This window comes from Acidovorax sp. GW101-3H11, from assembly GCF_001633105.1.
GTDB lineage: Bacteria > Pseudomonadota > Gammaproteobacteria > Burkholderiales > Burkholderiaceae_C > Acidovorax.
The window spans coordinates 378,053-401,951 of record NZ_LUKZ01000009.1; the positions used below are offsets into that span (position 1 = coordinate 378,053).

Sequence of the window (23,899 nt, forward strand, 5' to 3'; positions counted from 1 at the left end):
GGCCTTGTTGTTCATGCGCATCTTTCACATCCACAGCGGCGGCGTGCAGGAGCTGGCCGAGCTGCCCGCACAGATGCCCGCCCAGGGTTTTGTCTGGATCGCCTGCGCGCGCCCGGTGTTCCAGGCGCAGCTGACCGAGATCCAGGCGAGCCTGCAGGCCCTGGTGGGGCTGCAGCTGGTGGACCTGCATGTGTCCGACCTGCTCAACGCGCAGCTGCCCTCGCACTACGACTACACCTCGCAGTACGACCTGCTGGTGTTCCGCCGCCTGGCCACGGCGCAGGGCGACGGGGCGGCCCAGCCCCCGGCACCAGTTCCTGCGCCTGCGCCTGTGGCCCCGGCAGAGAGCCCCGCGCGCCGCAGCGGCCCGCCCGTGCTGCGCCGCATCGACACCAGCCCCGTGGGTTTTGCCGTGTTCGACCAGCTGCTGCTGACCGTGCACCCCAGCGACTGCGCCGTGCGCGATGCCTATGCCACGCGGTTGCTGGCCTCGGCGCCCGCCGCCAGCACCAACGGCGAGGGCCGCAGCAACCCGGCGGCCGGTGCCCGCGTGCCCACCAGCCCGGCCGACCTCATGCTGCGCGTGGTCAACCAGATGGTGGACGGCTACCTGGACCTGCGCCGTGAACTCACGCGCCAGCTGGACCACTGGCAGACCGAGCTGCTCAAACCCCGCGCGCGCTACGTCAACTGGAACTCGCTGCTCGAAGCGCGCCTGTCCCTGCACATGCTCGACGAGATCTGCGAAGACCAGCGCACTGCCGTGCAGGACTGGATCGACGCGCTGGAAACCTGGACCCTGCCCGACACCCCGGCCGGCCTGCGCGAGCTGGACCTGCTCAAGGTGCGCAGCCGCGACGTGCTGGAGCACATCGAGCGTGTGGTGCACCACGTGCGGCGGCTGGAGCAAAGCACCGAAACCGCCGTGCAGATGCATTTTTCGGTGCAGAGCAACCGCACCAACGACATCATGCGCACGCTCACCGCGCTCACCGCCGTGTTCCTGCCGCTGAACCTGATCGCGGGGATTTTTGGCATGAACTTCGAGTTTCTGCCGCTGATCCACAAGGCCGATGGCTTCTGGTGGGCGCTGGGGTCGATGGTGTTCATCGCCCTGTCGCTGGTGCTGCTGTTCTGGCGCAAGCGGTATCTGGCGAGGACGAGGTGACAACCCCCTGAGCGGCTGCGCCGCTTCCCCCTTCTCTCGAACTGCTGAGCAGTTCGGGAAGGGGGACGATGCCCTCGCTTCGGGGCGGCCCTTGCTCGGCATCCCTGACCTGGGTCAGCGCCAGTATTAAAGGACGCCGCCGCAAAGTCACAAGTTCCAGTGCCTTATGGCCTGGCCACCCCAAACAACCCCGCCCCGTTGTCCCACGCCACCTTGCGCGCCACGTCGGCAGGCAGGCCGCCCAGCCACTGGCGGTAGCCCTGCATCAGGCTTTCGTAGTGCTGCCAGCGCTGGTTGACCCAGGTGTCCGAGCCGATCACGAAACGCGTGGGGTACTTGAGTAGCAGGGCGCGCCAGGCGGGGCACAGCTGGTTGTCGTCACACACCAGGCCAGGGCGGTACGAGAGTTCGCCCACCAGGCCGGGGTAGCGGGCCATCAGCGCATCCACCCGCTCCACCGGCGCGCCGCCGATGCCGGTGTGGGCCCAGATCAGGCGTGCCTTCTGGCCCTTCGACGGCGTGTGGGCCATGAGCAGGTCGATGGCCACATCGTCCACATGGGCCAGCACCACCAGGTCGCGCTCTTCGGCCAGGGCCATGAGTTTCTGGGCCACGGGGCCGTTGGCATTGGCGCTGTCGTACAGGTGGAACTCGCCAATGCCCCGGTAGGGCCCGGCCGCCGTGCCGCGCGCCAGCTCGGTCTGCACCATGGTGTAGATGCTCTCGTCGGCAAACCAGCCGGTGTAGTCGGCCCGGTTGCGGTACAGCCGCACAAAGGGCACGACGGTGACCCCTGCCTCGCGCGTCTGCGGCAGGCCCGCCAGCGTGAGCGAACCCGCGTTGGGCCGCGAATTGGCCACGATGGCGCGCACACCGCTGGCCTTCATGCGGGCCAGCACATCGGCGGGCGGGTGGGGGCCGGTTTTGCCGTCCCAGGCCTCCTCGTTGTAGTGCAGGTGCGCGTCGAACAGGGGGCCCGTGTAGTCGGCGGCGCGGACGCTGGCGCCAATTGCTATCAAAAATATAGCTATCAGCGCTTTCTGGACGGGCGGCAGGGGCCTAAAAAGCTTGAATTTTTCCATGACAGCCCCCGGTAGATGCGTTGGTAGGTGGGTGTTGGTTGTCTCAGGCTAGGTGCTTGTCGAAGAACGCCAGCGTGCGGTCGCGCGCGGTCATGGCCGCCGGCTCGTCGTAGCTGCCGCGCTGATCGCAGTTGAAGCCATGGTCGGCGGCGTAGATGTGCACCTCGGCACCCGGCTGGGCGCGGGCAAAGGCCTGCACGCTGTCCACGGGGATCCAGTGGTCGCGCTCGCCAAAGTGGGCCAGCACGGGCACGCGCGGCTGGCGCGCGGCTTCGTCGGGGCTGGTCATGCCACCGCCGTAGTAAGGCACGGCGGCCGAGAGGCCATTGAGCGTGCAGGCGGCGCGCCAGGTGAGCAGCCCGCCCCAGCAAAAGCCCACGATGCCCACCTTGCGGCCGCTTTGCGCGGCGGCGTAGTCGATGGCGGCCTGGATGTCGGGCATCACGCCTGGGGCGGGCAGCGCCTCCACGGCAGCCTTCAGGCCCATGCCGGCCTGCATGTCGTCGCCGGTGTAGCCCAGCTCCACGCCGGGCTTCACGCGGTGGAAGGTGGAAGGCGCCACCGCCAGGTAGCCCCGCGCCGCAAAGCGGTCGGCCACGGCGCGGATGTGGGAGTTCACGCCAAAAATCTCCTGCAGCACCACCACGGCGCCGCGCGGTGCGGCGTCAGGCTGGGCCACCCAGGCCGGAAACACAAAACCGTCACCCGAGGTCAGATCGACAAACTGTCCCATGCTGCAATCTCCTTGATAAAAAATGCGCTGGAGTGGCGGTGTGCCTGCAGCAAACCGCTGCCCGCAGCACCCAGAACCTGTTCCAATGCGCCATTCTTGCAGGAGACCCCGATTTCATGGACAAGATCGCCTTAATCACCGGTGCCAGCCGAGGCATTGGCGCCGCTACCGCCCTGCTGGCGGCACGCCAGGGCTGGGCGGTGGCGGTGAACTACCAGGGCAACCAGGCCGCCGCCGATGCGGTGGTGCAGCAGATCCGCGCCGCAGGCGGCACCGCGCTGGCCGTGCAGGCCGATGTGGCCGACGAGGCCCAGGTGCTGACCATGTTTGCCACCATCGACGCGCAACTGGGCCGCATCACCGCGCTGGTAAACAACGCGGGCGTGGTGGACACCACCCAGCGGGTGGACGAAATGAGCGTGGCGCGCCTGCGCCGCATGTTCGACGTCAACGTGATCGGCAGCTTTGTCTGCGCCCGCGAGGCCGTGCGCCGCATGAGCACGAAACACGGCGGCAAGGGCGGCAGCATCGTCAACGTCTCCAGCGCCGCATCCCGGCTGGGCTCGGCCCACCAGTATGTGGACTACGCGGCGGCCAAGGGCGCCATCGACACCTTCACCATCGGCCTGGCGCGCGAGGTGGCTGCCGAAGGCATCCGCGTGAACGCCGTGCGCCCCGGTCTCATCGAAACCGACATCCACGCCAGCGGCGGCCTGCCCGACCGCGTACGCGACCTGGCCCACCAGGTACCCATGTTGCGCGGCGGCACGGCCGAAGAAGTAGCCGAGGCCATCGTGTGGCTGATGTCGGATGCTTCGCCGTACACCACCATGTCATTGCTCGAAGTCTCTGGAGGAAGGTAATGAAGCCCCCCCTGAGTCGCTTCGCGCCTTCCCCCTCTCTCGCTTCGCTGCGCGATGCGGGCGGGGGACGCCCCCAGCGCGGCGGAGCGGCCCTTGCGCGGGGGCACTGGCCTTTGCCGTGACAGTTTCAACGGCTATGAGCACACAACAGAATGGAGAACTGATATGGACTTGAAACCCCTCATTACCTTGCTGGCCATCGTGAACCCGCTGGCCATCGTCCCGTTCTTCATCCACTACACCCAGGGCTTTTCGTACGCGCAGCGGCGCCGCACCATCCGGGTGGCCAGCTTCAGCGTGTTCTGCGTGATTGCGGCCTGCGCGCTGCTGGGGCTGCAGATTCTGGATTTTTTCAACATCTCGCTGCAGAGCTTTCAGGTGGGTGGCGGCATGCTGCTGCTCATCAGCGCGATGAACATGCTCAACGCCCAGCCCGCCGAGGCCAAGCCCAGCACCAACGAATACGAAGAAGGGGCAGAGAAAGCCGCAGCGGGCAGCAGCATTGCCGTGGTGCCACTCACCATCCCGCTGCTCACTGGCCCGGCCAGCATGTCCACCGTGGTGATCTATGCCGACCGCGCCCAGGGCGTGTGGCAGACCGCCACCCTGGTGGGCTACGGCGTGGTCATCGCGCTGGCCACCGCCGTGTGTTTTTCGCTGGCCGACCCGATTGCGCGCGTGCTGGGCAAGACCGGCATCAACGTGATGACCCGCCTGATGGGCCTGATCCTGGCCGCGCTGGCGGTGGAGGTGATGGCGGACGGGCTGGGCAAGATTTTCCCCGTACTGATCGCGCGCTGACCGTCCATGTCTGCCCGCCTGCTGCTGCTCGAAGACGACCCCGCCATCGCCCGCACCGTGGCCTATGCGCTGGAGCGCGACGGCCTGGCCGTGACGCACAGCCTGCTGGTGCACGACGCGCGCCAGCAGCTGCAGCGCACGCGTTTTGACCTGCTGGTGCTGGACGTGGGCCTGCCCGACGGCAGCGGGCTGGACCTGCTGCGCGACGTGCGCAATGCCGCGCCCACCGCCGCCCTGCCCGTGCTGATGCTCAGCGCCCACGGCGAAGAGATCGACCGCGTGCTGGGCCTGGAGCTGGGTGCCGACGACTACCTCACCAAACCCTTCAGCCCGCGCGAGCTGGCGGCCCGCGTGAAGGCGCTGCTGCGCCGGGCGGGCCACGGGAACGGTAATGGCCACCCTGCCGCAGCACCCGCCGCCTCGGCCACCGCGCTGTTCCACGACGACGAGACTGGCCAGCGCATCAGCCTGCGCGGCCAGGCCCTGCCGCTGACCCGGCGCGAATACCGCCTGCTGTCCCACCTGCTGCGCGGCGCAGGCCGCATCCATTCGCGCGACGCCCTGCTGGCCGCCGCCTGGGGCGACGACAGCGAAAGCACCGACCGCACGGTGGACACCCACATCAAGACCCTGCGCGCCAAGCTGCGCGAGGTGGACCCGGCGCGCGAATACATCAGCACGCACCGGGGCATGGGGTATTGCCTGGATGTGTAGTAAAAACCGGCTTCTGCGCTCGTCCAGATTGGGTTCATAGCTATCTTTTTTATGAAGTACTTGCGCCGTTGCCTGAAAGCACTGGGCTGGCTGATGCTGGCCCTGGGGGGTTTGGTAGCCGTGTGGCTGGCCGCACTGGTCATTGCCAACTGGAACGACGATGCCTTGACCGAGGCGGCCCAGCGCGCGCTGCAGTACACGCCGCCCACCGAGCAAGCCCTGGACGGCAACGGCTATCTGATCCTCATGGGGCTGGACGCACCTGCCGGTGGCGATGCCATCGGTGACGCCATCGCACTGGGCCGCCAGCGCCTGGCGCGAGAGATTGAGCGCAGGCGCTGGGTGGAGGCCCATGGCGACCGGCAGGAAGGGATGCCTCCATCCATCACAGCCGAGGCCACCTTGGGTGACGTACTGCCCGACCGGCTGCGTTGCCCAGTCGGCGAACCGGATTGTTTTGCCTGGTTTGTGAAGCATGGCGATGAAGTGCAGGCCTTGGCAAAAACCCACCAGGCCCTGCTGCAACGGCTGGCGGCAGCGGCCGGTGCCCCGCAGTTCAGCAACCCCGCCCCTTTTTACCTGCTGGCCGAATTCCCGCCCTATGCGCTCCTGGTACGCGCCCATGAACTTTTGCTGGCCCAGGCCGCGTTGGAATGGATGCACGGGCAGCCGCAACAGGCCGTGGACATCGCCCGCCAGGCCGCCCAACTACGTAGCCGTATGGCAAGCACCTCCAACAGCCTGATTGCGTCCATGATCACACTGGCCATGCAGCACCGCGAACTGCGATGGTTCAGCGATGCGAGCGCACAAACAGCATCGCTAACACCTGCGGCTGTGTCCACAGCGATCGAAGAACTTCTTTCCGTGCCGACCGAGTCCTTGGGGTCAGCCATGGAGGGGGAAATGCGTTTTGTTGCCAGCGGTTTTTATATGTACAAAACCGTTGATTTGTTCACCAGTCCATGGGACGCACCCCCCACATGGTGGCAACGCCTCTTGAACAAAGCGAGCAATTGGGCCTACTTACCCGGACAGACGCTCAATCTCTCGCTCGACTACCTGCAGGAGGTGCAAGCCATTGGCGGAATGCCCGCCCAAAAGCAGGACGCTGCTTTTTCCAGTCTCATGCAGCAACTGGAAGATGATGGAGCGTGTCTGCCCTGGAAACGCTTGCGCAATGTCACGGGTACTTGTCTGGCGGCGATCACGGCGCCCAGTTACCAGGGGTACGCCCAACGAGTGACAGACATGAGCGGCTATCGCCGCCTTGTCCTCCTGCAGCACCGCGCCGCCACAGAACAGGTCGCCCCGCCCGACATGCCCGCGTGGCTAGCACAGTCACCCGAGGCGCTGCGCAACCCCTACACCCTGGAGCCGATGCAATGGGACGCAGCCACCCGCAGCCTGGTGTTTGAAGGCCGCGAGAAGCAGAACCAGAACCCTGGCCGGTCCTCGACCTACCGCGTTCGCCTGCGGGGGTAAAAAAGGCATGAAATCCGCCGTCTGCGCGCGCCCAGCAATCTTTTGCAGCTACTGTTTTTATAGAGAGGCCCGCTGATCCATGCGCCTCGGCATCCGCCTGCTGTTCGCCTTCTTCCTCATCAACGGCATCGCCGCGTTTTTTGTGCTGCGCGTGTTCATGGCCGAGATCAAGCCCAGCGTGCGCGAGGTGATGGAGGACATGATGGTGGACACGGCCAACATCCTGGCCGAGCTGGCCAGCGAGGACCTGGCCGCCGGGCGGCTGGCGGCACAGGCCAACAACAGCAGCACCAGCCCGTTTGCCCAGCATGTACGGCGCTACGCCACGCGGCCCGTTGATGCGGCCATCTGGGGCTTTTCCAAGCAGTCGCTCGACTACCGCATCTATGTGACCGACACCACGGGGCGCGTGCTGTTCGACTCGGAAAACCGCGCCATCGGTGCCGATTATTCGCGGTGGCGCGACGTGGCGCGCACGCTGCGCGGCGAGTACGGCGCGCGCTCCACCCGCGATGTGGAGGACGACGACACCAGCGGCGTGATGCATGTGGCCGCACCCATCTACGTGAACAGCCAGATCGCGGGCGTACTCACCGTGGCCAAGCCCACGCGCACGGTGCAGCGCTTCATCGACCGGGCCGAGCGCAAGGTGTTCATGGGCGGGCTGTTGCTGCTGGCGCTCTCGGCGGCCGTGGGTGTGGCGGTGACGCTGTGGATGGTGTGGAACGTGCGCCGCCTGCGCGACTACGCCCTGAGCGTGCAGGGCCCCGCCGATGGCGAACGCCACGATCCGAACCTTCCGCCCACCCCGGCCCTGGCCGTGCCCGAGGTGCCCGGCGAGCTGGGCGACCTGGCCCGCGCCATGGACCGCATGCGCGCGCGGCTGGAGGGGCGCGACTACATCGAGGGCTATGTGCGCGCGCTCACGCACGAACTCAAAAGCCCCGTGGCCGCCATAAGGGGCGCGGGCGAGCTGCTGCAGGACGAGCTGCCCGCCGCCGACCGCGCCGAGTTTGCGACCCAGGTGGTACAGCAAAGCGAGCGCCTGCAGCGCATCATCGACCGGCTGCTGGAGCTGTCCAAGCTGGAACAGCGCCAGCACGCCGAAGGCCGCGGGCCCGTGGCGCTGCACGACTGCGCCGAGGCCGCCATTGCCCAGACCCGCGCCCGCGCGGGGCAGCGCGGCATCAGCCTGGCGCTGGAAGGCCACGGCACCAGCGGCCCGTGGGAGGCGGAGCTGGTGACGCTGGCGCTGACCAATCTGCTGGACAACGCGATCGACTTTGCGCCCGCAGGCAGCACGGTGCGGGTGGAGCTGGACGGCGCCACGGTGGCCGTGCAGGACAGCGGCCCCGGCGTGCCCGACTACGCGCTGCCGCGCCTGGGCGAGCGCTTCTTCACCACCGCGCGGCCGGGTGGCGAGCGCAGCGGATCGGGCCTGGGGCTGGCGATTGTGCAGCGCGTGATGGCGCTGCATGGGGGGCAGATGGTGGCGCGAAACACGGCGCCGGGGCTGCGGGTGGAGCTGGTGTTTCGGGGCTCCTAAGCGGCCGCCACCTTGAGGCGGGGCTGGGCATTCAGGAAGTGCACGAGGTCACCCACGGTGTTGACCTTGTCGTAAAAGGGATTGGTCCGCGTGTCAGAGAGGTTGCGGCCAGCGCGCTGCGCCATATCCACTAAGACATGGTCCAGGTCTTCGGACTCCAATTGCAGGTCCTCCTCCAGACGGTCTGTCACTCGCAACGGCAGCGCCCATTTTTCCGAGTAATAGCGCTGAAGCTCCTCATAAACCGATCGAACGACCCAGGTATCCACCTGGCGACAGTCGATAGCACGGGCAAATTGGCAAATGGACTCTCCCGAACGCGTCTGCAGCCGTTGCACCAGACGCTTGCCCTGCTGTCGCTCCTCTATGGCAACCAGGGCCCAGATCGCAACTGCTATCGAGCACACCGTGACGGGATAGGCCCACAAGACGAGCAGTAATGAGCACAGCAGCGCCAATACAGCGACGGCCATGAAGATGCGCCCGCGCCACGGTATAGCGGGGCGCTGAGCCTTGGGCATGAACCGGGAAGCTCTTCGCATGGTGATCCTCTTGCGGCGACTGAAGAGGACCCATTCTGCCAGCGCCCCACTTCACACCCACCTCACAAACTTCATAGCGCCCTCACAGCGCGCCACAACACTGCTCCCACAACATTCACTTGTGGAGGATCTTTTGCTGAAACACCCCTTGTTCACCAAACTGGCGGCGCTGGCCGCCATCACCGTGCTGCTGCTTTTTGGCCTCGGGCTGATCGAAGATGTGGTGCGCGACCGGCTGCGCTACCGCAGCATCACCGCACAAAGCGTGGCCGAGAGCCTGGCCGGGCCGCAGACGCTGATGGGCCCCATGATCCACAGCGCCTGCGTGGAGAGCTGGGAGGTGGAGACCGGCAAGGGCGACGAGCGCCGCATGGTGGAGCAGCGCCGCGAGTTTTTGCTCACGGCCATGCCCGAGCAGCTCAAGCTCAGCACCGGCGCCGCGATGGAAGAACGCGCACGCGGCCTGCACAAGGTGAACACCTACAACCTCAAGGCCCATGTGACGGCGCAGTGGGGGCCGCTCACCAGCCTGCTGCCACAAACCACCATGAAGAATTCGCGCATGGTGTGTGGCGCCCCCGTGGTGATGATGGCGGTGGGCGATGCGCGCGGCATCCGCACCGCGCAGCTCACGCTGGGCGACCAGGCCATGGCCCTCAAACCCGGCACCTTTCACCCCACCTACAGCCGGGGCCTGCACGCGATGCTGCCGGAGTCGGTGCGTGGCAAGGCCGACGGCCTCACGGCCACGCTGGACCTGGAGCTGGTGGGCACGGAGCGCCTGGGCATCGTCCCGCTGGGGGGCAACACCGAGGTGCTGATGACCAGCAGCTGGCCCCACCCGTCGTTCGCAGGGCGCTTTCTGCCGTCGGAGCGTGAGGTCAAGAAAACCGGCTTCTCGGCCCAGTGGCGCCTGTCGTCGCTGGCCACCACGGCGCAGGCCGATGTGGCCAGTGGCAAGCGCGTGTGCCTGGCGGGTGCAGAAGACGGCATCGGCAATGCACCCGGCAGCAGCCCGGGCGACTGCGCCGACAGTTTCAGCGTGGCCTTCATCGACCCGGTGAACCCCTATTCCCTCTCAGACCGCGCCACCAAATACGGCGTGTTGTTCATTGCGCTCACCTTTGTGGCCGTGGGCCTGTTCGAGCTGATGAAAAAGCTGCGCGTGCACCCGGTGCAGTACCTGCTGGTGGGCAGCGCGCTGTGCAGCTTCTTCCTGCTGCTGGTGAGCCTGTCGGAGCACCTGCCGTTTGGCATCTCGTACGCGGTGGCGGCCACGGCCTGTGTGCTGCTGCTGGCCTATTACGCCAGCCACATGCTGGGCAGCCTGGCGCGGGGTATTCCGCTGGGGGCGGGCATTGCGCTGCTGTATGGCCTGCTGTATGTGCTGCTGCAGCTGGAGCAGACGGCGCTGGTGGTGGGCGCGATTGCACTCTTCCTGGTGCTGGCGGCGGTGATGGTGCTGACGCGCAAGGTGAACTGGTACGGGCTGTCGCAGAACGGCGGCACGCCGGGCCGCCCCATGCCGCCCAAGCCACCGTCCACACCGCCCACCTCGCCCATGCCACCCACACCAGCCGCGCCTGCTGTGCCCGCCACACCGGCCCGCCCTGTCACCCCCCGCGCGGAGGCCGCATGACACCCGGCACCCTGGGCCCGCAGCCCGGTACCCCGCCAGCCCCTCGCACCTGGGCCGCGCACCTGGCCCAGGGCCCGGGGGACGCGGGCCCCCTCACCCCGGCGGCATTGGCGACGACGCTGACGGCGGCCGAGGCCGCCCGCGTGCAGCGCCACCGCGACCAGCTGATGAGCGCGCTGCGCGCCCGGGACCGGGTGGCGCTGGTCAGCGCCAAGCAGCAGGTGCTGGAGGCGGCCTTCTGCCCCCGCGAGACACCGGGCTCGGCCAGTGCAGCCGCAGCGCCGTCGCCCGCCCTGCGCCGCGCGCTGCGCGATCTGTCGTGGCGCATGGCGGCACTGTTGCTGCCACGCAGCCCCGGGTGCTGAGAGACTGAAGGCCTTTGACCCGCGCCCGCGTGGCAGAGCCCGGCATGCCCGCCTGGACATGCCGGGCTTTTATACGTCTTGCAACCTCAAAAACAATGGTCAAAAAGGGGCTTACCGCTTATCCAAAATGCATAGATAGCTATTAATAAATGAGCAATCTATGTCTCTACACCGCCACGGTGCGACTGCGGCCCTCCCGCTTGGCGGTGTACACCGCGGAATCGAGCAGGCGCAGGGTCACGTCGAGCGGGCGCAGCGGGTCAAACAGCGTCAGCCCCATGCTGACCGACAGCCGGTGCGGGGGCTCGATGCCGGGCAGGGGCTGCTCGGCCAGCGCAGCATGCACACGCTGCGCCACGGCCTGGGCCTGCTCCAGCCCGGTGGCGGGCAGCAGGGCCAGAAACTCCTCGCCGCCCCAGCGCCCGACCACGTCGGAGGCCCGGAACACACTGCGGCACAGGTCGGCAAACAGCTGCAGCGCCTGGTCACCCACATGGTGGCCATGCACGTCGTTGATGCGCTTGAAGTGGTCCAGGTCCATCATCAACAGGCAGGCGGGTTCATTGCCCCGCTGCAGCAGGGCCTGCTCTTGCCGCAGGCGTTCGGTGAAGGACCGGCGGTTGGCCAGCCCGGTCAGCACATCGGTATGGGCCAGCACGGCCATCTGCTGGCGCGCGGCATCCAGCTCGGCCAGCATCTGGCCCTGGCGGTCGTTGGCGCGGTGCAGCTCCAGCAGCCGGACCACCTGGCGCGCCAGGGCGCTGAGCAGCTCCTGCGCACGCGGCGACAGCTGGCGCGGCCGGTGCGCACAGGGTGCCCAGGGCGTAGCCATCGGGCGTGACCAGGGGGGCGCCCGCATAAAAGCGCAGCGGGTGTTTCTGGGTCACGATGCCGTAGTGCGCAAACCGCACGTCCTGGGCCAGGTCGGGCACGATGAACACATCTGGCTGCCGGATGGCGTAACGGCACACGGACTGGTCGAGCGGCGTCTCCCGATCGGGCAGCCCTTGCGCCGACTTGAACCACTGGCGGTCGCGGTCCACAAAACTCACCAGGGCCACGGGCGCCTCGCACACATGGCCCGCAATCTCGGCCAGCTCGTCGTAGGCGGGCTCCATGGGGGTGTCGAGAATCCCGTAGCGCTGCAGGGCCTGCAGGCGCTCGGTGTCATCGACCAGTGCTTCGAGGGAAGAGGTTGCGGCCATGGAGCACAGCGGCCATGCCGCCCACACTTGCCTAAAGAAAAGGCAGCATGCCACACAAGCGGGGCCCGCGCACGGGTAAAAGCACGCTTGCGGCCGCGCAACGCACATCCCCCATTCGCGCAGTTGCGATGCGCGAAGGCTCCCGCAAGCCAGCCGGAGACTTCAGGCCACTGCGGCCTGCCGCGCGTTGTGGGTGCCGTCCGCCACGGGCTCCTCGCCCGCGTCCGCGTCCGAGCAAGTGGCGCCGCCGCAGCCGTGGATCAGCTCACCGGGCAATGCCTGCGGCGCGTGCACCACGCCGGTGGCGGGGTCAAAGCCGACGCGACGCAGGTGCAGGGCCAGCGCCGCGTCCATGCTTTGCGCATGCTGGGGGAACCACAGGGCCAGTTCGCTGGCCATCACGCGCAGCACCTGCAGGTCGCCCTGCGCGGCCCGTGTGGCGCCTTCACGCATCACCTGCAGCACCACGCGGTGCTGCATGCTGTGGCAGTTGCCCGAGGCAAAACGGGTGGAGGCCATCCAGGCGTCTTCCTGGCCGAAGTGCTGGTCGGTGTGCTCCACCAGCGCCTGCCAGGCCGGCTGCAAGTGCGCGTCGTCGGCCTGCGCCACAACCGCCAGCAGATCGACGAACTCCCGGTGGGTGTCGTCCATCAGGGGCAGGTCCAGGTTCAGCGCGTCCGACCATTCGAGTTGGGCCATGGGTATCAATCCCTCTGCCGTCCGGCAGCAAAACAATGGGGAAAAATGGAAAGCCCAGCTTAGAAGCCGCCCTGGCACCGCGTATTGATGCAGGTCAGGCAAGTCCCGCATGCACACGCAAAAAAGCCCCGCCAGAGCGGGGCGTTGTGCGAAAAATTGCGCGGGGGCAGTGATCAGCCCTTGCCGTACATGCGCTTGATGTCGTCCACACAGGCCGACTTGGCGTTGCCCGACAGCGCGTCGCAGCGCTCCTTGGCCGCCTGGTAGTTGGCATCGTTCTTTTCTGCGTTGGCGTCCTTGCGGGCCTGCGCCACATCGGCCGCCTTCTCGGCCGCCTTCTCGGCCGGATTGTCCGCAGGCTTGGCCTGCACAGCGGCCACCTTGGCGTCGGCCTTGGCCTTCACGCGGGCGGCCTTGGCGTCTTTTTCGCAGACGTCCTTTTCATTGCCCTTGAGGTCGTCGCATTTTTCCTTGGCGACTTCGTAGGCAGCGTCAGCGCGCGCTTCGGCTACCTTTTGCGTGTTTCTGGGGCTGGGTTTGTACTGGGCTTCCAGTTCGGCCTGGGCCACTTTTTCCTTGCCCTTGGCTTCCTTCTGGCAGATGTCCTTGGCGTTGGCGGTCAGGGCATCGCATTTTTCCTTGTCGGCCTTGTAGGTCGCTTCAATGCTGTCCTTGGCGGCCTTGTGCTCGGCCGGTGTCATGGCAAAGGCGGATGTAGCCACCAGACCGGCGGCCACGGCGGCGATCAGCGTGCGTGCGGATGGGAATTGCATGAGGTTCTCCTCGGCATCGGGGGTAGACAGTGCAGTGCAGTGCAGTGCGCGGGCAGCAGGGCATGCCTGCTGCTGCTGCGGCGGCGATGGGCGGGCTGCACAACCCGGGCTGTGCAGCCCCCGCCCGTCAATCGTTGAAGCGGAAGCCCGGGTGGCGTTCCTGCCATTCCTTGAGCTGCTTTTCGGCCGCTTCGCGGGCCAGGCCCTGGCGCTCCTGCAGCTTGCCCAGGAACTGCTCACGCTTGCCGTCGATGACATCCAGGTCGTCGTTGGTGAGCTTGCCCCACTGCTCGATCATCTTGCCCTTGAACTGCTTCCAATTGCCCTTGATGGTGTCTTCATTCATGGTTGCATCCTTCAAAAACCTCGCCCTGGCCATCCACCCGGAATGCGTGGAAACACTGCGTGGGGCGATGGATTCACTGTAAAAACGAATCAGTCAGCGGGCCGTAGTCCATGCCAAGCGGTGTGCGTGGGCCCAGGCCTACGGGGTTGACGGACGGGGCCGACGGGCAGGGCGCCATGCCGCGCGCCACAAGGGCTGGCACGCAACACACGCCCCCGGCAGGCCACAAAGTGTTGCAATTGCCCATCACTCCGCCCCAAGGCCCCGTGCGTCCACCCAAGGAGGCGTTTCTCTTGGTAACACTTGTGTCCCCGGCCTGCGCCTGCCCTGTGATTAAGTGGCGGTTGCGCCAAAAAGCAATGCGCGTTTCACCACGATCACCATGACAAACACATACGAGGAACCTCGGGCCACCCAGGTCGCAGAGGATGCAGAGGCCCCATCTGCTAAGCAGATGCACCCCGCCATCGCCGACCGCGGGCATGCGCCCCTATTGGCCGCGCTGTTCGCATCCACCGCCGCACTGGCCGCCTGCGGCGGAGGCAGTGCAGATACCGCGAGCAACTCGCCAGCCCCCCTCCCCCCAAGTCCGGCACCCGCACCCGGAACTGCGACACCCAGCCCGGCACCTTCAACCCCCGGGCCCTCCCCGACCCCAGCCCCCAGCCCCACACCCGCTCCTGCGCCTGGCAACTACGCCTACCCAACTGCCACCACCGACCAGGAAGCCGCACGCTTCCTGCTGCAGGCGCAGTTCTCGGCCTCCACCGCCGAGATTGCGGCCCTGCGCTCCACCACCTATGCCAACTGGCTCAGCAGCCAGTTCAGCGCGCCCGCCAGCCAGACGGGCTGGGACTGGCTGAACCAGCGGGGCTACACGGCCATCAGCGACAGCACGGCCTACTACGACAACTCCTACCCGGCGGACCACATGATCTGGAACCAGCTCATGACCGCCCCCGATGGCCTGCGCAAGCGGGTGGCCCTGGCGCTGTCCGAAATCTGCGTGGTCTCGCTCACCGGGGTGGACATCACCTGGCGCTGCCATGCCATGGCCTGGTACTGGGACCAGCTGGTCAACAACGCGTTTGGCAACTACCGCTCGATCCTCGAAGACGTAACGCTGAACGCGGCCATGGGCTACTACCTCAACACCCGGGGCAACCAGAAGGAAAACGCGGCCACCGGCCGCCAGCCGGACGAGAACTACGCCCGCGAAATCATGCAGCTGATGTCCATCGGGCTGGTAGCGCTCAACCCCGATGGCACGACCAAGAAGGACGGCGCGGGCAAACCCATCGACAGCTACACGATGGACGATGTGACCAACCTCGCACGGGTGTTCACCGGCTACGACTACGACCAGACGCAGAACGTGCCCACCACCGTGCCAGGCACGTCGCGGGTGGTGTCCAACACCACGTTTGCACGCCTGCCCATGGCGCTCAATGCATCGCGCCACTCCACCCTGGCGGCCACCTTCCTCGGCACCACGGTGCCCGCCAACACGCCCGGACCGGCGGCGCTCAAGATGGCGCTGGACACCCTGTTCAACCACCCCAATGTGGGCCCATTCATCGGCAAGCAGCTGATCCAGCGGCTGGTCACCAGCAACCCCTCGCCCGCCTATGTGGCCCGCGTAACAGCGGCTTTCAACAACAACGGCGCCGGGGTGCGGGGCGACCTGCGCACCGTGGTCCAGGCCATCCTGCTGGACGACGAAGCCCGCTCGCCCGCCGGCCTGACCCAGCCCGGCTTCGGCAAACTGCGCGAGCCCATGCTGCGCCTGGTGCAGTGGGGCCGAACCTTCGGGCTGAACTCGGCCATGGGCAGCTGGAAAATCGGTGACCTGAGCGACCCCGGCTCCCGCCTGGGGCAGAGCCCGCTGCGCTCGCCCTCGGTGTTCAACTTCTTCCGGCCCGGCTACGTGCCCCCATCCACCGCGCTGGCCGCCACCGGGGCCGTCGCACCCGAATTCCAGCTGGTCAACGAAAGCAGCGTGGGCGGCTACCTCAACTACATGCAAGGCGTGATCCGCAACGGCATTTTTGTGAATGCCCCGGAGCTGCCCAACAACGCCAACACAGCCAACAATGGCTACGACATCAAGGCCACCTACGCTAACGAATTGGCCATCGTGGCCGATGCCGATGCCCTGGTCGCACGCATCAACCTGCTGCTGTGCGCAGGCCAGCTCTCGGCGGCCACGGTCAAGCTCATTGCCGATGCGCTGAAAGCCACGGCCGTCACCGCGGCCAGCCCGGACAGCGCCAAGCTGGACCGTGTGGCCGCCGCCGTCCTCCTGGTGATGGCTTCGGCCGAATACCTCATTCAAAAGTAAGCCCCGCCGACAGAACCCAAGAAGCCCAGCCATGCACCTGCTTCAACCCGAACTCCACACGCGCCGCGCCTTCCTGCGCCGCTCCACCCAACTGGGCCTGGCGGGCACCGCCCTGCCCTTTGCCCTGAACCTGGCCGCCATGGGCGAGGCCGCAGCCTTCACCGCCACCGACTACAAGGCCCTGGTCTGCGTCTTCCTGTACGGCGGCAACGACTACGCCAACACCGTGGTCACCTACGACGACGACAGCTACAACCGCTACAACACCATCCGGGGTGGCGGCTCGGGCCAGACGGCAGGAGGCATTGCGCTGGCCAAGGCGGACCTCACCCCCACGCTGCTCACGCCCACCGCCGCCCTGCCCGGCGGCCGCCAGTACGCGCTGCACCCGGCCATGACGGGGCTCACCGGCCTGTTCAACAGCGGCAAGGCGGCGGTGCAGCTCAACGTGGGCCCGCTGGTCGTGCCCCTGACCCGCACGCAGTACAACAGCGCCGACCGCGTCACCTACCCCGTCCCGCCCAAGCTGTTTTCGCACAACGACCAGCAATCGGTGTGGCAATCGTCGTCGCCCGAAGGCTCCACCGTGGGCTGGGGCGGCAACATCGGTGACCTGGCACTGTCGTCCAACGGCAACTCGCTGTTCACCTGCATCTCGGTCACAGGCAATGCGGTGTTCCTGTCGGGCGACTCGGCCCTGCAGTACCAGGTCAGTACCAACGGCGCCGTGGCCATCAACGGTGTGAAGAACAACGTGTATGGCTCCTCGGCCGTGCGCACCGCCCTCACTTCGCTCATCCAGCAAGGCAGCACGCAGACGCTGGAGAACGAATACACCCGCGTCACCACCCGCGCCGTCACGGCCGAAAGCCAGATCACCAGCGGCCTGTCCGCCGTCACGCTGGCCACCCCCTTCCCCAGCAACAACTCGCTGGCCAACCAGATGAAGATGGTGGCGCGTCTCATCGGGGCACGCTCGGCGCTGGGCAGCAAGCGCCAGGTGTTCATGGTGTCCCTGGGCGGCTTCGACCTGCACGACAACCTGATCTCGCAGCAACCCGTGCTCATGCAGCGCGTGAGCGAGGCCATGACCGCGTTCTACAACGCCACCGTCGAGCTGGGCGTGGCCGACAAGGTCACCGCCTTCACCGCCTCGGACTTCGGCCGCACGCTCAGCTCCAATGGCGACGGCTCGGACCACGGCTGGGGCGGCCACCACCTCATGGTGGGCGGCGCCGTCAAGGGCAAGGCGTTCTACGGCAAGGCGCCCCCGGTCAGCAACAGCAACACCGCCGATGCCAACGACCAGTGGCATGTGGGCCAGGGCCGCCTGCTGCCCAGCACCTCGGTGGACCAGTACGCCGCCACGCTGGCCAGTTGGTTTGGCGTGAGCAACAGCGAACTGGCAGGCGTGCTGCCCAACCTGAGTCACTTTGGCGGGGCCGACTACCCGACCAACCTGGGCTTCATGGCCTGAGCGCAGGGCACGCTTGGGCGTGCCCTGCCTCCCCGCCGCCCCGAACCCCGCATCCCCTGCGGAGCAGGCGCGGCAGCCCCAATAATGGCGGCATGACAACGCCCTCCGCCCCCAGCGAACACACCCCGCAACACCCTCGCATCGTCATCATCGGCTGCGGCTTTGGCGGCCTCGAAGCAGCCCGGGCGCTGCAGGGCGCGGCGGTGGACGTGACCCTGGTGGACAAGACCAACCACCACCTGTTCCAGCCCCTGCTCTACCAGGTGGCCACGGCCGGGCTGTCGGCCCCGGCGATTGCAGCGCCCATCCGCCACCTGTTCCGCCGCCAGCCCAATGTGACCACCTTGCTGGGCGAGGTCACACGCATCGACGTGGCCCGGCGCGAAGTGCACCTTGCAGACGGCAGCCACCTCCTCTACGACCACCTCATCGTCTCCGCAGGCGCCACCCACAGCTACTTCGGCCGGGACGACTGGGCAGCCTACGCCCCCGGCCTCAAGACCCTGGACGACGCCTTCGAGATCCGCCGCCGCGTGCTGCTGGCCTTCGAAGCCGCCGAGAAAGAGCCCGACCCGGCGCGCCGCGCCGACTGGCTCAACTTTGTGGTCGTGGGCGCAGGCCCCACGGGCGTGGAGATGGCAGGCACCCTGGCCGAGATCGCGCGCCACACGCTGCCCGGCGAGTTCCGCCACATCGACCCGGCCGCTGCCCGGATCATCCTGCTCGAAGGCGGCGCCCGCGTGCTGCAGGCCATGCCCGAACACTTAAGCCAGCGCGCCAAGGAACAGCTCGAAAAGCTGGGCGTGGACGTGCGCCTGAACGCCCGCGTCACGGCCATCGACGCGCGGGGTTTAAGGGTCGAATCGGCCTCTTCCGCGCAACCATCAAACCCCAATAGCTATCAAATAAATAGCAAATGCATCGTCTGGGCGGCGGGTGTGGCCGCCTCCCCCCTGGGCCGCCAACTGGCCGAGGCCACCGGCGCCACCACCGACCGCGCAGGCCGCGTGGTAGTCGCGCCCGACCTGGCCCTGCCCGGCCACCCCGAGATCAGCGTGATCGGCGACCTGGCCGCCGCCAAGAGCCACACACCCGGCCGCGAGCCCACCCCCGTGCCCGGCGTGTCGCCCGGCGCCAAGCAAATGGGCCGCGCCACGGCCGCCAACATCCTGCGCCGCCTGGCCGGACAGCCCACAAAGCCGTTTCGTTACCGCGACTACGGCAACCTGGCCACCATCGGCCGCAACTCGGCCGTGGTGGACCTCACCTTACCCGCCGGGCCGGTGCGGTTTTCAGGCTACTTTGCGTGGCTGTTCTGGCTGTTTGCGCACGTGTACTTTTTGATCGGCTTCCGCAACCGCCTGGTGGTGCTGCTGGACTGGGCCTGGGCGTACTGGAGCTTTGCGCGCTATGCACGGGTGGTGACGGGGATTGAGGGCGGGCCGCACCAGCCTCCCGCCCCCTCTTCGGCAAAGCCGCCCGGCTGAGCCCCTGACCTACCGCCCCACCTGCTCCACCCACTCCGCCAGCTCCTGCGCCACACGGCCCGAGGCATCGGCCAGTGCCGCCACTCCCCCGGCTGCGTCGGCCGAGCGGGCAGGTTGCTGGGCGATGAACACGCGTTGGCCGCGCAAGGACTCGCCCGCTGGCGTCAGCTCGATCACTGTGGCGCGCAAGCGCACCACGCCGCTGCTCTCGGTGGGGCTGGTGAACAGGTGGCTGAATTCCTCCAGCTCCACGCGCAGCACCAGCGGCAGCTTGCCGCCCTGGGCCGGATCGCGGGCCTGGGCGGCGCCGTCGTCGGCTTTCAGGATGGCGCGGCGCTGGCCCAGTTGTTCACGCAGGCGCTGCTGCAGCAACTGGGCGGGCGGCTGGCTCCAGCGGGCCTGGCTGTAGGGGCGCAGCTGCTGGCCGTCGGCATAGGCCAGGCGGTAGAGCACGGCGTTGCTGCCCTCGGGCAGGCCGGTGGCCTCCACGTCGGCCAGGGCCAACGGCGGCAAAGGCGCGCGGCGGTCGGTGGGCGCGGGGGCCACGGCGCCCGGGCCAAAGTCGTACAGCGCCGGGCGCGCGGGCGGGGCGGGAAGGGCCGAGCAGCCTGCCAGAATCAAGCAAAAAATGCCGCTTGCGCCTGCTGCATATGATTTTTTAGCTATATTTTTCATAGTACCCATCCATTCCTCAATGATCCGTCTCACCTCTGCCTTGCCCGGCATTGCATGCAACTGGCGCGGCACATCCCAGTGCACCCGTGGAGCTGGCTTCGCCAGGCCGCAGGGTGCGTCCCCCTCCCGCGCAGCGGGAGAGGGGCTGAGGGCCGCGGCCCCAAGCCTGCCTGCGCAGGCTTGGACGGCCCCGAAGGGCTGCCGCCTCTGGTGGCCGCACGGAGGCGCCGAAGGCGACTCAGGGGGTGCCTCATCTCAAGGCGCAAACCCGGCCTCGCCCGGGCCGGGCGGGACACGGCCCGAGCCGTAGATGAACAGCTGCGGGTTGTCGGTGATGCCCCCGGCCGCGCGCCCCAGCTGGCGGGCGGCGCGCGAGGTGTCGTCGGCGGCGCGGTTCACGCGGGGCAGTGTGGTGTTGCTGAACTGGTCGGCCGCGCGGGCCAGTGACTGGGTGCCGATGGTGATCTGGTCGATGGCGCCGCCTTCGGCGTTGAGGCGCTGGGTGGTCTTGCCCAGGTCTGCCGCCAGGGCCGACACACCGGCGCCCGCCTGCTGCAGCGACTGCAAGGTCTGGCGCGCGTCGCTGGCCAGGGGCGGCAGCGCGGCCAGGGCCGGGTCCAGGCGCTGGGCCACGGTGGCGTCCAGCCGCTGTGTCAGGGTGTTGACACTGCCGGCGGCCTGGCCAATGTTCGACAGCGCCTCGGTGAGTTTTTGCTGGTTGCCATCCCCCAGCAGCTGGTTGATGCGGCGCGTGGCTTCTTCCACCTGGGTGAGGATGGCGGGGGCCTGCTCGGCCAGCTTGCCAAAGGGCGAGGGCTTGAGCGGCAGGCGCGGCAGGCCGCTGGGGCCGGGGGGCAGCTCGGGGTAGGGCTTTTCGGCGTCGTCGAGCAGCACATGGGCCAGCCCCGTGACGCCCTGGTAGCCCAGCACGGCAAAGGTGGTGGGGCTGATGGGCGCCTGCTCGTTGACGGCGATGCGGATCAGCACATTGCCGGTGACCTGCGGGTCAAAACCGATGCGCGTGACCTTGCCCACGGCCACGCCCTTGTAGCGCACGGCGGCCTGGGGCTGCAGGCCGCTCACGCCGTCGCGGGTGGAGAGTTCGTACTGCTCGTAGTTGGCGTTGTCGCGGGTGAGCCAGACGGCCAGGCCCGCGAGCATGGCGGCCACCACCAGCACAAAAATGCCGGCGGCGAGGGCGTGGGATTTGTTTTCCATCAGCGGGGTTCCTTTGCGGGCGTGGGCGCGGCGGCGGGCTCCACGGGTTGCACCGGGGCCATGGCGCGCTGGCCACGTTCGCCCAGGAAGAAATGTTCAATGAACGGGTGCGGGAAATGCGCCACCTCGTGGGGCGGGCCGGTGACGATGACCTTTTTATCGGCCAGCACGGCCACGCGGGTGCTGAGCGCGAACAGGGTGTCGAGGTCGTGCGTGACCATCACCACCGTGAGCCCCAGCGCCGCGCGCAGCTCGCGCAGCAGGGCACAGAAGTCGTCGGAGCTGCTGGGGTCGAGCCCCGCCGTGGGCTCGTCGAGCAGCAGCAGCGGCGGGTCCATGATGAGCGCGCGCGCCAGCGACACGCGCTTGACCATGCCACCCGACAGGTCGGCCGGCATGCGCGTGGCGTGCTCGGGCTTGAGGCCCACCATCTGCAGCTTGACCAAGGCGGCATCGCGCACCAGCTCGTCGGGCAAGGTGCCCTGCTCGCGCAGCGCAAAGGCCACGTTGTCGAGCACGTTGAAGGCCGAGAACAGCGCGCCGTGCTGGAACAGCATGCCCACCCGGCTGGCCGCGCCCTCGCGCCCCATTTCAGCAGCGGGGCGGCCCAGCACCGTGACGCTGCCGCGCGCAGGCCGGGCCAGGCCCAGGATCTGGCGCAGCAGCACCGTCTTGCCCGTGCCCGAGCCCCCCACCAGCGACAGCATCTCGCCGCGCTGCACGCTGAAGTTCAGGTCCTGGTGCACGGTGAAGGTTTCGCTGCCCTTGCCAAACTGCGACCACAGGCCACGCACGTCCACGATGGGCGGCTCGCCGGGAGTGGTCGCGATGTGCTCGGGCTTGGCGATACGCTCAGACATGGCCACCACCGGTCGAAACTGGCACGCCCCAGGCCAGCGGCCGCCGCGCAAGGGCCGCCCCGCCGCGCTGGCGGCGTCCCCCTTCCCGAATCACGCAGTGATTCGAGAGAAGGGGGAAGGCGCAAAGCGCCTCAGGGGGATGCCACTTCGTCTTCATATGCCGATGTTCTTGAAGGCCACCGCAAACAGCGCGTCCACGATGATCACCATGGTGATGGACGACACCACCGAGGCCGTCGTGCCCTCGCCCAGGCTCTGTGTGTTGGGCTTGACGCGCAGGCCCCAGTGGCAGCCGATGAGCGCGATGCATGCACCAAACACCACCGACTTGGCCATGGCCAGCCCGAGGTTGCCCACCTTCACGGCGGCGGGCAGCGCCTGCACAAAATACGACGGCGAGATGTCCATGGCAATGTCGGCCGCCAGCATGCCGCCCGCCAGCGCGGCCAGCGTGGTCCACACGCTGATGAGCGGCATGGCCAGCGCCAGCGCCAGCGTGCGCGGCATCACCAGCCGAAAACCGTGCGGAATGCCCATCACGCGCATGGCATCCAACTCTTCGGTCACCCGCATCACGCCAATCTGCGCGGTGATGGCCGAGCCCGAACGCCCCGCCACCAGGATGGCCGCGAGCATGGGCCCCAGCTCGCGGATCAGCGAGATGCCCAGGATGTTGACGATGAAGGACTCGGCACCAAACTGCCGCAGCTGCAGGCTCATGAGGTAGGCCAGCACCACACCAATCAAGAACCCCACCAGCGCCGTGATGGGCAGGGCCGTGGCGCCCATGCGGTACAGGTGGCCGGAGACATCACGCCACGGCCCCTTGCGCGGGGCGCGCGCCAGGCGCACCAGGTCCAGCACCAGCTGGCCCACCATCTCCAGCAGGTGGCGGGCGTGGTCCACGCCATGCAGCACCAGCACGCCCAGGTGGTCGATCTGATCGCCCAGGCGCCAGGGCTCGGGCGGCGGGGCCACGGTGGTGAAACCGGCCACGCGCGACAGCATGGTGTGCTGGCCCTCGGTGCAGGCCAGCTGCGCGGGCCAGGCGTGTTGCCAGTGGTTCCACAGCAGCTGCGCGCCCACATGGTCCAGCCACTGCAGCTCCCGCAGATCCCAGCCCAGCGTGGGCGCGGCCGGGTGGCTGCGTAACTGCTCGGACACGGCCTCCCATTGCGACTCGGAGCCCAGCTCGGCCGCGCCCCAGCGCCCACGCAGCTGCACACACGGCCCCTGGGGCGTCTCGGTGCGAACAATGCGGGGGGCGTGGTCGGTCATGGGCCGGGCTGCGCAAGCAGCCAGAGGTAGGTAGCAGTCAAGAAGCAGAAAGGAAGAGGGTGCATGGTAGCGGACCCCACCCTGCCCGCCCCACTAGGGCGTGTCATCAATCAATACCCCCACGCGCTGGCCCCGCAATGCGGATGGATGCGCGAAGGGGGGCGCAGCCAATAGCGGGCTATTGGCAAGCCACCCGACAAAGCAGACGCCGCATTGCGGGGTCAGCCCGGAGGGAAAGCCATCCAGGCCGCGCATTGCGTCGTTGCCCTTCGCTTGTGTAGCTGAGCTACACGGCACTCAGGGCGCCTAGCACTGCACGGCCTGGCTGGCTTTCGCGTGGGGGTATTGATTGATGACACGCCCTANCGGGGTCAGCCCGGAGGGAAAGCCATCCAGGCCGCGCATTGCGTCGTTGCCCTTCGCTTGTGTAGCTGAGCTACACGGCACTCAGGGCGCCTAGCACTGCACGGCCTGGCTGGCTTTCGCGTGGGGGTATTGATTGATGACACGCCCTAATACAAACGGCGATAATTGAGGGTGCTATCGAATCCGTAGCTATCAAGGCATATGCAGAAGGCGGTAGCGGCCTTTTTTGCTTGATT

22 protein-coding genes are annotated in these 23,899 nt (G+C 67.6%); 11 read left to right on the forward strand and 11 right to left on the reverse strand.

What is annotated here, in order from left to right; translation table 11 throughout:
* The first annotated feature begins 13 nt into the window (after positions 1-13).
* On the forward strand, positions 14-1,168 hold the full coding sequence (locus A1D30_RS07755) for a magnesium transporter CorA family protein (protein ID WP_109790929.1): 1,155 nt from the start codon (positions 14-16) through the stop codon (positions 1,166-1,168).
* A gap of 164 nt (positions 1,169-1,332) precedes the next feature.
* On the opposite strand, the gene A1D30_RS07760 is transcribed toward A1D30_RS07755, so the two are convergent.
* Both A1D30_RS07760 and A1D30_RS07765 read right to left on the reverse strand, forming a co-directional pair.
* Positions 1,333-2,250, reverse strand: coding sequence for an amidohydrolase (locus tag A1D30_RS07760; protein ID WP_242421819.1), 918 nt, complete (start codon positions 2,248-2,250; stop codon positions 1,333-1,335).
* Between the two features lie 43 nt (positions 2,251-2,293).
* The gene (locus tag A1D30_RS07765) at positions 2,294-2,983 is read right to left on the reverse strand and encodes a dienelactone hydrolase family protein (protein ID WP_063460182.1); all 690 of its coding nucleotides are present in this window, start codon (positions 2,981-2,983) and stop codon (positions 2,294-2,296) included.
* Positions 2,984-3,099: 116 nt separating this feature from the next.
* Here A1D30_RS07765 and A1D30_RS07770 point away from each other — a divergent pair, with 116 nt between their 5' ends.
* The 5 genes from A1D30_RS07770 (at position 3,100) to creC (ending at position 8,392) form a co-directional block, all read left to right on the forward strand.
* Positions 3,100-3,846: an SDR family oxidoreductase gene (locus A1D30_RS07770; RefSeq protein ID WP_063460862.1), complete on the forward strand. Its 747-nt coding sequence runs from the start codon at positions 3,100-3,102 to the stop codon at positions 3,844-3,846.
* Positions 3,847-4,011: 165 nt separating this feature from the next.
* Positions 4,012-4,647, forward strand: coding sequence for a MarC family protein (locus A1D30_RS07775; RefSeq protein WP_057228413.1), 636 nt, complete (start codon positions 4,012-4,014; stop codon positions 4,645-4,647).
* 6 nt (positions 4,648-4,653) lie between these two features.
* Positions 4,654-5,361: a winged helix-turn-helix domain-containing protein gene (locus A1D30_RS07780; protein WP_063460183.1), complete on the forward strand. Its 708-nt coding sequence runs from the start codon at positions 4,654-4,656 to the stop codon at positions 5,359-5,361.
* A 93-nt stretch (positions 5,362-5,454) separates the two neighbouring features.
* A complete protein-coding gene (locus A1D30_RS07785) occupies positions 5,455-6,846 on the forward strand; it encodes a hypothetical protein (protein WP_131798424.1) in 1,392 nt (463 codons plus the stop codon).
* Between the two features lie 79 nt (positions 6,847-6,925).
* Positions 6,926-8,392 (forward strand): two-component system sensor histidine kinase CreC, encoded by a 1,467-nt coding sequence (gene creC / locus A1D30_RS07790; protein WP_063460185.1) that lies wholly within the window; start codon positions 6,926-6,928, stop codon positions 8,390-8,392.
* On the opposite strand, the gene A1D30_RS07795 is transcribed toward creC, so the two are convergent.
* Positions 8,389-8,934, reverse strand: a complete 546-nt coding sequence (locus tag A1D30_RS07795; RefSeq protein WP_063460186.1) for a hypothetical protein — start codon at positions 8,932-8,934, stop codon at positions 8,389-8,391. The genes creC and A1D30_RS07795 overlap by 4 nt on opposite strands.
* Before the next feature lie 136 nt (positions 8,935-9,070).
* On the opposite strand from A1D30_RS07795, the gene creD reads away from it, so the two are divergent.
* Together creD and A1D30_RS07805 are read left to right on the forward strand one after the other, a co-directional pair.
* On the forward strand, positions 9,071-10,573 hold the full coding sequence (gene creD, locus A1D30_RS07800) for a cell envelope integrity protein CreD (RefSeq protein WP_242421864.1): 1,503 nt from the start codon (positions 9,071-9,073) through the stop codon (positions 10,571-10,573).
* Complete coding sequence (locus A1D30_RS07805; RefSeq protein ID WP_063460188.1) at positions 10,570-10,938, forward strand: hypothetical protein; 369 nt, start codon at positions 10,570-10,572, stop codon at positions 10,936-10,938. The genes creD and A1D30_RS07805 overlap by 4 nt, the downstream gene beginning before the upstream one ends.
* Before the next feature lie 166 nt (positions 10,939-11,104).
* Here A1D30_RS07805 and A1D30_RS26380 read toward each other — a convergent pair whose 3' ends face one another.
* The 4 genes from A1D30_RS26380 to A1D30_RS07825 form a co-directional block, all read right to left on the reverse strand.
* Positions 11,105-11,770, reverse strand: coding sequence for a GGDEF domain-containing protein (locus tag A1D30_RS26380; protein WP_242421820.1), 666 nt, complete (start codon positions 11,768-11,770; stop codon positions 11,105-11,107).
* Positions 11,771-12,305: 535 nt separating this feature from the next.
* A complete protein-coding gene (locus A1D30_RS07815; protein WP_063460189.1) occupies positions 12,306-12,842 on the reverse strand; it encodes a hemerythrin domain-containing protein in 537 nt (178 codons plus the stop codon).
* 173 nt (positions 12,843-13,015) lie between these two features.
* Complete coding sequence (locus tag A1D30_RS07820; RefSeq protein ID WP_063460190.1) at positions 13,016-13,615, reverse strand: hypothetical protein; 600 nt, start codon at positions 13,613-13,615, stop codon at positions 13,016-13,018.
* A gap of 127 nt (positions 13,616-13,742) precedes the next feature.
* On the reverse strand, positions 13,743-13,961 hold the full coding sequence (locus A1D30_RS07825; RefSeq protein WP_063460191.1) for a CsbD family protein: 219 nt from the start codon (positions 13,959-13,961) through the stop codon (positions 13,743-13,745).
* 382 nt (positions 13,962-14,343) lie between these two features.
* On the opposite strand from A1D30_RS07825, the gene A1D30_RS07830 reads away from it, so the two are divergent.
* The 3 genes from A1D30_RS07830 to A1D30_RS07840 all read left to right on the forward strand — a co-directional run bounded on the left by A1D30_RS07830 (position 14,344) and on the right by A1D30_RS07840 (position 19,266).
* Positions 14,344-16,302: a DUF1800 domain-containing protein gene (locus A1D30_RS07830; protein ID WP_063460863.1), complete on the forward strand. Its 1,959-nt coding sequence runs from the start codon at positions 14,344-14,346 to the stop codon at positions 16,300-16,302.
* Positions 16,303-16,333: 31 nt separating this feature from the next.
* A complete protein-coding gene (locus A1D30_RS07835) occupies positions 16,334-17,779 on the forward strand; it encodes a DUF1501 domain-containing protein (RefSeq protein WP_063460192.1) in 1,446 nt (481 codons plus the stop codon).
* A 92-nt stretch (positions 17,780-17,871) separates the two neighbouring features.
* Complete coding sequence (locus tag A1D30_RS07840; protein WP_063460193.1) at positions 17,872-19,266, forward strand: NAD(P)/FAD-dependent oxidoreductase; 1,395 nt, start codon at positions 17,872-17,874, stop codon at positions 19,264-19,266.
* A gap of 9 nt (positions 19,267-19,275) precedes the next feature.
* Here A1D30_RS07840 and A1D30_RS07845 read toward each other — a convergent pair whose 3' ends face one another.
* From A1D30_RS07845 to A1D30_RS07860, 4 genes are all read right to left on the reverse strand, one after another.
* Positions 19,276-19,941 carry an ABC-type transport auxiliary lipoprotein family protein gene (locus A1D30_RS07845; protein ID WP_242421821.1) on the reverse strand — a complete coding sequence of 222 codons (666 nt, stop codon included), beginning with the start codon at positions 19,939-19,941 and terminating at the stop codon, positions 19,276-19,278.
* A gap of 255 nt (positions 19,942-20,196) precedes the next feature.
* Positions 20,197-21,159 (reverse strand): MlaD family protein, encoded by a 963-nt coding sequence (locus tag A1D30_RS07850; protein WP_063460194.1) that lies wholly within the window; start codon positions 21,157-21,159, stop codon positions 20,197-20,199.
* Positions 21,159-22,019 (reverse strand): ATP-binding cassette domain-containing protein, encoded by an 861-nt coding sequence (locus tag A1D30_RS07855; protein ID WP_063460865.1) that lies wholly within the window; start codon positions 22,017-22,019, stop codon positions 21,159-21,161. The genes A1D30_RS07850 and A1D30_RS07855 overlap by 1 nt, the downstream gene beginning before the upstream one ends.
* 153 nt (positions 22,020-22,172) lie before the next feature.
* On the reverse strand, positions 22,173-23,297 hold the full coding sequence (locus A1D30_RS07860) for an ABC transporter permease (protein WP_063460195.1): 1,125 nt from the start codon (positions 23,295-23,297) through the stop codon (positions 22,173-22,175).
* Positions 23,298-23,899: the final 602 nt, after the last annotated feature.

What these genes read in the sequence shown, in the direction of transcription:
- A1D30_RS07860 (WP_063460195.1), bottom strand. Translation starts at nt 23,297, where the DNA reads ATGACCGACCACGCCCCCCGCATTGTTCGCACCGAGACGCCCCAGGGG.
- A1D30_RS07825 (WP_063460191.1), bottom strand. Translation starts at nt 13,961, where the DNA reads ATGAATGAAGACACCATCAAGGGCAATTGGAAGCAGTTCAAGGGCAAG.
- A1D30_RS07755 (WP_109790929.1), top strand. Translation starts at nt 14, where the DNA reads ATGCGCATCTTTCACATCCACAGCGGCGGCGTGCAGGAGCTGGCCGAG.
- A1D30_RS07785 (WP_131798424.1), top strand. Translation starts at nt 5,455, where the DNA reads ATGCTGGCCCTGGGGGGTTTGGTAGCCGTGTGGCTGGCCGCACTGGTC.
- A1D30_RS07765 (WP_063460182.1), bottom strand. Translation starts at nt 2,983, where the DNA reads ATGGGACAGTTTGTCGATCTGACCTCGGGTGACGGTTTTGTGTTTCCG.
- creC (WP_063460185.1), top strand. Translation starts at nt 6,926, where the DNA reads ATGCGCCTCGGCATCCGCCTGCTGTTCGCCTTCTTCCTCATCAACGGC.
- A1D30_RS07805 (WP_063460188.1), top strand. Translation starts at nt 10,570, where the DNA reads ATGACACCCGGCACCCTGGGCCCGCAGCCCGGTACCCCGCCAGCCCCT.
- A1D30_RS07780 (WP_063460183.1), top strand. Translation starts at nt 4,654, where the DNA reads ATGTCTGCCCGCCTGCTGCTGCTCGAAGACGACCCCGCCATCGCCCGC.
- A1D30_RS07775 (WP_057228413.1), top strand. Translation starts at nt 4,012, where the DNA reads ATGGACTTGAAACCCCTCATTACCTTGCTGGCCATCGTGAACCCGCTG.
- A1D30_RS07820 (WP_063460190.1), bottom strand. Translation starts at nt 13,615, where the DNA reads ATGCAATTCCCATCCGCACGCACGCTGATCGCCGCCGTGGCCGCCGGT.
- A1D30_RS07815 (WP_063460189.1), bottom strand. Translation starts at nt 12,842, where the DNA reads ATGGCCCAACTCGAATGGTCGGACGCGCTGAACCTGGACCTGCCCCTG.
- A1D30_RS07770 (WP_063460862.1), top strand. Translation starts at nt 3,100, where the DNA reads ATGGACAAGATCGCCTTAATCACCGGTGCCAGCCGAGGCATTGGCGCC.
- A1D30_RS07855 (WP_063460865.1), bottom strand. Translation starts at nt 22,019, where the DNA reads ATGTCTGAGCGTATCGCCAAGCCCGAGCACATCGCGACCACTCCCGGC.
- A1D30_RS07795 (WP_063460186.1), bottom strand. Translation starts at nt 8,934, where the DNA reads ATGCGAAGAGCTTCCCGGTTCATGCCCAAGGCTCAGCGCCCCGCTATA.
- A1D30_RS07760 (WP_242421819.1), bottom strand. Translation starts at nt 2,250, where the DNA reads ATGGAAAAATTCAAGCTTTTTAGGCCCCTGCCGCCCGTCCAGAAAGCG.
- A1D30_RS07845 (WP_242421821.1), bottom strand. Translation starts at nt 19,941, where the DNA reads ATGAAAAATATAGCTAAAAAATCATATGCAGCAGGCGCAAGCGGCATT.
- A1D30_RS07835 (WP_063460192.1), top strand. Translation starts at nt 16,334, where the DNA reads ATGCACCTGCTTCAACCCGAACTCCACACGCGCCGCGCCTTCCTGCGC.
- A1D30_RS26380 (WP_242421820.1), bottom strand. Translation starts at nt 11,770, where the DNA reads ATGGCTACGCCCTGGGCACCCTGTGCGCACCGGCCGCGCCAGCTGTCG.
- A1D30_RS07840 (WP_063460193.1), top strand. Translation starts at nt 17,872, where the DNA reads ATGACAACGCCCTCCGCCCCCAGCGAACACACCCCGCAACACCCTCGC.
- A1D30_RS07830 (WP_063460863.1), top strand. Translation starts at nt 14,344, where the DNA reads ATGACAAACACATACGAGGAACCTCGGGCCACCCAGGTCGCAGAGGAT.
- A1D30_RS07850 (WP_063460194.1), bottom strand. Translation starts at nt 21,159, where the DNA reads ATGGAAAACAAATCCCACGCCCTCGCCGCCGGCATTTTTGTGCTGGTG.